The following is a 4,209-nucleotide window of genomic DNA, read 5'->3' as shown; positions in this document are numbered from 1 at the left end:
ATGCAATCTCTCTTCTATCCGGTCAACACTAACCCATCCGACAGACAGGCATCAACTAAATTTCTTGGCAATTACCCCCCGGTGGTAATTAGAGTCGCCGAAGGCCGAGTCTGTTGCCCTGGACCGTTTGAAATAGAGGTGCATATCATGGTCCCAGGTGAAACCTATGCCGCCGTGTAGCTGGATTCCTTCGCCGCAGACCGCCTTATAGACGTCACCACAGTAGCTCTTGGCCATGGAAACGGCTATTTGCGTATCCGGGGCCCCGTCCTTTATCACCTCGGCTGCCCACTCCATCAGTGACCTGGCGTATTCCAGTCCACTGTACATATCGGCACACTTGTGCTTGATGGACTGGAAGCTGCCGATGGGTACACCGAAAGCAATCCGGTCCTTGGCGTAGTTGACGGTTGTCTCCAGCACCCACTCACCGCCGCCGACCATCTCAGCGCATAATGCTGCCCGTGCCTTGAGTGCCATGCTTTCAAGGATAGGCCATCCCTGGTCCACTTCACCGATGATGTTGCTGACCGGGACTGCTACCCTGTTGAGCATGAGTTCATACTGCTTTCTGGTCTCATCCATAGTTAGCAGCGGCGTTACGTAGACACCCCATTCGGCCGCGTCCACCATGAAGAGGGTGATACCTTCCTCGGGGTTGGTGCTGCGCCCGGTACGGGCGGCCACAAGGATGTAGTCTGCCGCCTTGGCATCGGGGACAAACATCTTGGTGCCGCTGATGATGTAGTCACCACCACGGGGAGTAGCTTTTACCTGAACGGCGTCCGGCCAGAAGTCGCCGTCTTCTTCCAGTACGGCCAGGGTGCAGACCAGGTCTCCGCTGGCTATTTTGGGAAGGAACTCCTGTTTCTGTTCCTCGGTACCGGCTTCCAGGATGGGTATACCTGCGAGAAGCAGAGTGGAGAAAAAGGGGCCGGGCATCATCGCACGCCCCATCTCTTCACAGAGGATGGTAAGGTCCCTGAAGTTCATCTCGGAACCCCCGTATTTCTCCGGAAAGACCAGGCCCAGCCAGCCTACCTCGGCCATCTTCTTCCACAACTCAGGAGAATGGCCCACCTCATCTTCCATCATCTGCCTGACGAGTGTCTTGGGACATTCATTCTCGAGGAAGTCTCTGGCCATCGTCTTAAGCATTTCCTGCTCTTCATTAAGGATAAATTCCATAACATTGCTCCTTCTATTGAATCGGAACCCGCATCTGGTACTATCGGGTGCCGAAATCTATTATCTGGGCAGGCCCAGTATCCTCTCGGCAATAATGTTTCGGTTAATCTCCGAGGTGCCCATCTCGATGGTAGCACCGCGTGACCGGAGCATGTCATATACCCAGGTACCGTTGTTCACTGCCCGTGATGAGCCCCGCACCATCTGGGAGTATGCCCCCAGAATCTCCATCGTAAGGTCGCCCCGGCGTTGTCTCATCTCCGCCTGGAAGTTCTTGAAAACGGAGGCTTCATTACCCAGGGGTAGTCCCTTCCGCATCTTGGCGGCCATGCGCGTGCCACTCCATCTCATGGCCTGGGTCTCGATGGCAATCTGGACTATCCTCTGCCGAAATGCTTCATCCTCCCAGACCGACTTGCCGTAATGTTTGGTGTTTTTAGCCAGGTTGACAAGGCTGTCGGCGTCAAGCAGGCCTTCCATACCGATGCCAGCAAGAGCACCACCTGTCCCTTCGAAGCCGCCGCCACCACTCCTCTCCGCCATCAGGGCGGTCATGGCAACATACCAGCCCCTGCCTTCTTCGTCTATCATGTTCTCGTGGGGAATGCGCATGTCATCGAAGAACATCTCACCAAACTCGGATTCGCCCGACATCTGGCGCAGCGGCCTGCGACTGAAACCGGGGGTATCGGTGCTGAAGACAAAGTAGGTCAGATTTCTGTGCCGGGGAGCTTCGAGGTCTGTCTTCGCAACCAGCAGGCTCCAGTCAGCAAACTCCCACATGCTGGTCCAGCACTTCTGTCCGTTGACCACCCACTCGTCACCATCTCTCTTGGCTGTAGTCTGAACGTTGGCCAGGTCCGAACCGGCATCAGGCTCCGAGAATCCCTCGCACCAGCTCTCTTCGCCACTCAGTATCTTCGGTATGTAACGTTTCTTCTGCTCTTCATTGGCATGAGCCAGGATAGCCGGTGCCCCCACAAGCATACCAAGGGACAACGGCCCTCCGGGTGTTCCGGTGCGGCCCAGTTCCTCGCGGATGACGGCTATCTCGGCACGGGAGCGTTCGATGCCACCATATTCCTTGGGATAGCCGAACCCGGTGTAGCCGGCATCGTACAGCTTCCTTGTCCACTCTTTACCCTGCTCGTGCTGCTCTCTGGAATATGATGGAGGTGGCTTGTACTCCGGTGTTCCCCATCCCTCGGGGAGATTCGCCCTTAGCCAGGCGCGTACTTCTCGCCTGAGGGCTTCCAGGTTTTCCGATTTCTCCGTAGTCATATTGAACCTCCTTTCGTCATGCTATGCTGAAATCCCTGCGGAGACGTCTTTAAAGGCAGAAGTGAGAAATGGGTGGTAGGCCAGTGGCTTTTCAGGTCCGGGTTCTATAAGTGATGTTTGTGCCACAGGATATTCTTGTGGCGCAAAGGGATAGCCACAGTCCAGGTAGTTAACGATGAATACATTCAAGCGCATAACTCGTCTACATAGTATGAGCATCGTCAGAGAATGTCAAGCATTAAATGGAGATATTTATGCTCTCGGTATTGCGTGACATAAAGACGAGACAAGTACGGCTATAGAGTGAATTAAGCTCGTATACCCCGGACTTGTCAGCGTATTACAGGTACGGCTACCGGGAAGGCCGGCATAACCTGCACTGGCCTCCCACAGTGTTTGTCCCGGTGGACAGGACCGGCCTTATTCCTCCTGATACAGAGGCGAGGACGCCTTCATGAGTCGGGTCATATGACGCATCTGGGCAATGACCTTCCCACCTTCCTTTTCCTTGAGCGTTGAATCAAACCAGAAGTACTCGGTCCTGGGACTGGTCCCCACACAGACCAGATTTCCGCTTGCCCGGTACGGCACACCGACCTTGACCGGCCCGTTAACGTTGCGGAGCTCCGTTGCCCCGAAGAACCCTACGGACTCGCGTGTTTCTGTCGGTGCTAACTGCATAGCGCCATACATAACGCTGGGAGGCAGGATAGCGCCTCCCCAGGGCGAGTCACCCCTGTACCAGTCCAGGGGGTCGGTAATGGTCTCCAGTGCCCGGTCCACCGTCTCCTGAGTTATGAGCACGTCCCGGGACGGTAGTTCGTCACCCGCTTTCATCCCGTTGAGAATGCGGAGCTCTCCAGGCTCGGCGTTCTTCAGTTCCATCGCCTGCAGGTATGGCAGCTCTTTCGGTTCTCCGATGGATACGGTGCCTTTGCCCACGGTGCGCCCGTCCGGGTCTTCTGCCCAGGCCTCCACCTGCACATCCCTGACACCTTCGGGCGGAATGTCCATGATTCCCCTGACCTGCTCGCCGTCAAGCAGGGCGTAGGTGTAGAATATGCTCAGGCAGCCCTGCTCAAACCACTCGGGGCCGAAGGTCTTGAGCACGAGCGGCGGGAAGAGGTTGAGGTGGACGATGCCCACCACGGCACCGCCGCGCATTCCCAGCTTCTGCGCTGTTGCATCCTCGTGGATAGAACCCTCGGAGTGGATTGCCGCATTCACGGCGCGACGCCATCCACCATAGATACGTCCCTCCTCAGTCACGATATCATCAGCCATCGCCTTTCTCCTCTCTCGGAGTATTCCAGCCGGGGCAACCGGTATTGGCTGTTGCCGATATGCTAAGACTTTGACCATCCGGTGTCAAGCAAACTGGCTTTCTTCGCCTGCCGGGCATCATGTCACTCAGCACCGAGCCGGTGCAGTTTACCAGACTGGTGCCGTAGAGACGACCGGTTGTCTAACAGGACTAGTGTAGTGTCTCGTATATATCTTTACGTATGATGGATGTTGATGTCATTCCAGCGCAGGCTGGAATCCAGGGGGTAAACACGTATCCTGGTTCGAGTCTAACAGGGCGATGAAAAAGGGGGAGTCCAGAGCAACTGTCTTAATGGTCAGTGACAGGGTCCAAGAATTGTAGCAGGAGCATTCCAGGGAACGTGACCTTTAATCATGGCATTAAGGATTGTGAGAAGCTTGCGCATGCATGCGGTGAGGGCTACCTTCTTAGCC

At 55.7% G+C, this 4,209-nt stretch carries 3 protein-coding genes; all 3 read right to left on the bottom strand.

Features of this window, described 5'->3' with window-relative positions:
• Positions 1 to 51: 51 nt before the first annotated feature.
• The 3 genes from VMW13_08605 to VMW13_08595 all read right to left on the bottom strand — a co-directional run bounded on the left by VMW13_08605 (position 52) and on the right by VMW13_08595 (position 3,753).
• Positions 52 to 1,188 carry an acyl-CoA dehydrogenase family protein gene (locus tag VMW13_08605; protein HUV44874.1) on the bottom strand — a complete coding sequence of 379 codons (1,137 nt, stop codon included), beginning with the start codon at positions 1,186 to 1,188 and terminating at the stop codon, positions 52 to 54.
• A 60-nt stretch (positions 1,189 to 1,248) separates the two neighbouring features.
• Positions 1,249 to 2,469, bottom strand: a complete 1,221-nt coding sequence (locus VMW13_08600; GenBank protein ID HUV44873.1) for an acyl-CoA dehydrogenase family protein — start codon at positions 2,467 to 2,469, stop codon at positions 1,249 to 1,251.
• A 420-nt stretch (positions 2,470 to 2,889) separates the two neighbouring features.
• Positions 2,890 to 3,753, bottom strand: a complete 864-nt coding sequence (locus VMW13_08595) for a hypothetical protein (GenBank protein HUV44872.1) — start codon at positions 3,751 to 3,753, stop codon at positions 2,890 to 2,892.
• Between the last annotated feature and the right edge of the window lie 456 nt (positions 3,754 to 4,209).

The organism is Dehalococcoidales bacterium, from assembly GCA_035529395.1.
Classification (GTDB): domain Bacteria; phylum Chloroflexota; class Dehalococcoidia; order Dehalococcoidales; family Fen-1064; genus DUES01.
Note: the sequence above shows the minus strand (reverse complement) of the source record. Positions and strands in the feature narration are given on the sequence as shown.